Raw genomic sequence first — 3,493 nt, 5'->3', positions numbered from 1 at the left:
CTGAACCGGCGGGCGCAGGCCCGGGCCGGGCAGGGCGCCGGTGCGGCCAGCACCGCCGATGCAGGCGTCACCGGTGATGGGGGCGGCACGGCCCTCTACGACCTGATCTTCACCGACATATTCAATTCGTACTACTCCGTGCCCTTCCACGTGGGCACCGTGGAGGCGGCCCGCCGCATGCGCGCGCTGCTGGCCGACGACGGGGCCGTGGTCATGAACATCATCTCCGCCGCCGGGGGCGAGGACGGGCGGCTGTTCCGGGCCATCCGCGCGGCGTTCGTCGCCTCGTTCGCGGATGTGCGGGTGTATGCCGTGGCCACCGCCGATTCCGTGGATTACGTGCAGAACCTGATGCTGGTGGCGCGCCCCGTCGCGGGCCTGCCGGAGGTGCCTGCCGCCGCCCTGACGCCCGAGGTGCGCGAGATGCTGGCCTGTCGGCTGGAACTGCCCGCCAGCGACGACGTGCCCCCGCTGACCGACGAATACGCCCCGGTGGAGCGGTATGCGCTGGGGCTGGTGCGCTGGCGGTAAGGCTCGCAGCCATTCCGGCCTTGCATAGTCCGCGCGATGCGTTATCCTGAAAGCCGGTTGCGTTCATCCGACGTCACGAAGCCCAAGGAGCATCGCCATGCATTCCCGTACCCGCACCGCCCGCCCCCGCGCCGTGGTCCTAGCCGCCGCCCGCGACGACACCTTTTTCGCGGTCCTGCTGGCCTCCGCCGTTCTGCTCGTGCTGCTGGGCATGCTGGCCCTTGCCGCGCCCGCGCGCGCCGACGACAGCGAGGTGGGCTGCGTGACCACCGAATGGAAGCTGCTGGGCGCCAATCATCAGGTGTGCGTCTTCGCCTTCCAGGATCCGCGCATTCCCGGCGTCTCGTGCTTCATCAGCCAGGCCAAGACCGGCGGCATCAGCGGCAGCCTGGGGCTGGCAGAGGATCCGTCCAACTTTTCGGTGTCGTGCAGCCAGACCGGCCCCATCAGCATCCCGGACAGGCTGCCCGCCAAGGAAAACGTGTTCAGGGAATCGACCTCGGTGTTCTTCAAGGCCACGCGGGTAACCCGGCTGTGGGACAAGGAACGCAACACCCTGGTCTACCTGGCGGTAAGTCGCAAGATCATTGACGGATCCCCGTACAATTCGGTGTCCACGGTGCCGGTGCGTCCGTAGCTGGCCCGCAGGAGTCAGGCCAGCGCCGTCCAGTAACCGCGTCGCTTTCCTGTCCCGTTTTTCTGCCCGGCATAACTGCAAGGCCCGCCGCTATCGCGGCGGGCCTTTGTGCTGCCAGAAACCGTCTGCCAGAAGCCGTCTGGCAGGGGCTGTTTGTCGGGGGCAGCCTGTCTGCGCAGGCTTGTCGCCACGTGAGAATCAGGGTTTGCCCATGGTGCGATGGGTGCGCTATGTTGTGGGCCGGGGATGGCCGAATACCGCCCGGAGCCGCGCGCACGGGCACGGAGGTAGCCGGATGCAGGACATGTACGGGATGCGGACCGCGTTCAGGAAGGCGTTGATCGTGTCGTGCCTTGCCGTGACGGTTCTTTGGTGGGCCGTGGCGGCGCGGGCGGGCAGCGTCAGCGACTATGCCGGGGACATGGTGTCGCTGGACGCGGCTGGCAAGGTGGAGACCACCAGCCGCCTGTTCTTCTCCGGCGGCAAGGCGCGCGTGGAGATACCCGCGCAGGAGGACATGGGGCCCATGGTGATCATCGTGCGGCCCGACCGCAAGGTGCAATGGATGATCGACGTGAAGGCCAGGACATACTTCGAGCAGTCGCTGGACGAGAAGGCCCTTGCCGCCATGAACCGGGGCGGTGCGCCTGCCATGACCATGGGCGAACATGTCGTGAAGGAAGAGCCGCTGGGCAGCGAAAAGGTGAACGGCTACGACACGCGCAAGAAGCGGGTCACCTCCACGTCCAAGGTCATGGGCAAGACGTACACCACCGTGTCCACGGTGTGGACGGCCGACGAGTTCGACGTGCCCCTGCGGGAGCGCGGCGAAACGGGCGAGACCGAGGAGTTTCGCAATATCAAGGTGGGGGCGCAGCCCGCCGCGCTGTTCGAGGTGCCCACGGGGTACACCCGGAGCAAGAACATGCCCGGCATGCCGGATATGTCAGGTATGTCGGACATGCCGGATATGTCAGGTATGCCGGACATGAAGGACATGCCGGACATGAAGGCACTGGAAGGCATGGGTATGCCGCCGGGCATGAAAATGCCGGGGCAGTAGCCGCAAGCGGCAGAGAAAAGGCAACACAAGGGCCGGGCATGAAAATGCCCGGCCCTGCGTGGTGTATGGCGGTAGGGAGCCCGTTGCAGGCACCCCGTGGTGCGTCGGGAAGGAGCGCCCTAGCGGGCTTCCATCACCAGGATGCGCGTGCGCCCCGTGTCGGACTCGCGCACGGTGAGTTCCACGGTGCGGGCGTTGTTCTTTACGGCGTCCACCATCAGCGTGGCCGTCTCCTTGGTGTCGCAGTCGAACACGTCTACGATCTCGCCGCGCATGGGCACGGCGTCCACGTCGATTTCCACGAGATGGCCCGATTCGGTGTCGAAGCCGTCCCACGCCATGGCGGCGCAGGGCAGGGTCAGGGACAGCAACGCGGCCAGGGCGAACGGGCGGACGAGCGGGCGGATGGTGTGCTTCATCCGGCCCGTGTAGCAGAGCCGGCAGGGGGCGGCAAGTGCGTATTTTGTCGGCTGGTTACGGAAGCATCTTGAGAAAATCCCCGTAGCCCTCGGCCTGCATGGCCTCTTGCGGGACAAAGCGCAGCGCGGCGGAATTCATGCAGTAGCGCAGCCCCGTGGGGGCCGGGCCGTCGGGAAACACGTGCCCCAGGTGCGACCCGGCAATGCGGCTGCGCACCTCGGTGCGCACCATCCACAGGGTACGGTCCACATGCTCGGTCACTGCGTCCGGTGTCACGGGGCGGGTGAAGCTGGGCCAGCCGGTGCCCGAATCGTACTTGTCGGACGAAAGGAACAGCGGTTCGCCCGACACCACGTCCACGTAGATGCCCTGGCGCTTTTCATCCCAGTATTCGTTGTGGAAGGCGCGTTCGGTGCCTTCCTTCTGGGTGACCTCGTATTGCAGGGGGGTGAGGCGGGCGCGCAGTTCCCTGTCCGCGGGCTTGGAAAAGCGCTGCCATGGTGCGGGGGTGGTCATGGGGATGTCTCCCTTGATCCCGGACGCGTCGTGCTTGACGTCGGGCGCGGCGTGCGGGGAGTGTATCGGAGGGGGGGCGGCATCGGATGCGGCCATGCCGGGCACCGTTGCGCCGGATGCCGATGGGGATTGCTGCGCCGCCACGCCCGGCTGCCCGGCCAGCAGGGCGAACAGCAATACTGCCAGCAACAGCCAGAGCAGGTCGGGCAGGCCTTCACGCGTGCGGATGCGGTCATGGGTGGTGCGAGACCCGGCGGCGTCCGCCGCTTGCTGCCCGGGGCAAAGGCGAGGGGCGCGCGTCAGGCGGGCGGCAACGCGCGAGAGCA

Annotated in this window: 5 protein-coding genes; 3 read left to right on the top strand and 2 right to left on the bottom strand. The window is 67.2% G+C overall.

Translation table 11 applies throughout. The features are described 5' to 3' along the window. The 3 genes from FVW20_RS10010 to FVW20_RS10000 form a co-directional block, all read left to right on the top strand. Positions 1-531 (top strand): fused MFS/spermidine synthase (locus FVW20_RS10010; protein WP_196609315.1); only part of this gene is annotated, 531 nt, incomplete at its 5' end. Positions 532-628: 97 nt separating this feature from the next. Then, positions 629-1,168 (top strand): CreA family protein, encoded by a 540-nt coding sequence (locus FVW20_RS10005; RefSeq protein WP_196609314.1) that lies wholly within the window; start codon positions 629-631, stop codon positions 1,166-1,168. A gap of 313 nt (positions 1,169-1,481) precedes the next feature. Then, positions 1,482-2,231: a DUF4412 domain-containing protein gene (locus FVW20_RS10000; protein WP_231039016.1), complete on the top strand. Its 750-nt coding sequence runs from the start codon at positions 1,482-1,484 to the stop codon at positions 2,229-2,231. Between the two features lie 119 nt (positions 2,232-2,350). Here the strand turns inward: FVW20_RS10000 and FVW20_RS09995 are convergent, their stop codons facing one another. Together FVW20_RS09995 and msrB are read right to left on the bottom strand one after the other, a co-directional pair. Then, on the bottom strand, positions 2,351-2,650 hold the full coding sequence (locus FVW20_RS09995; protein ID WP_196609312.1) for a DUF5334 domain-containing protein: 300 nt from the start codon (positions 2,648-2,650) through the stop codon (positions 2,351-2,353). Positions 2,651-2,705: 55 nt separating this feature from the next. Further along, the coding region (msrB, locus tag FVW20_RS19725) for a peptide-methionine (R)-S-oxide reductase MsrB (RefSeq protein ID WP_231039015.1) at positions 2,706-3,493 on the bottom strand (788 nt) is incomplete at its 5' end.

The sequence above is a fragment of the Nitratidesulfovibrio oxamicus genome (assembly GCF_015731765.1).
Classification (GTDB): Bacteria; Desulfobacterota; Desulfovibrionia; order Desulfovibrionales; family Desulfovibrionaceae; genus Cupidesulfovibrio; species Cupidesulfovibrio oxamicus.
This window is presented reverse-complemented; position numbering and strand designations above follow the sequence as displayed.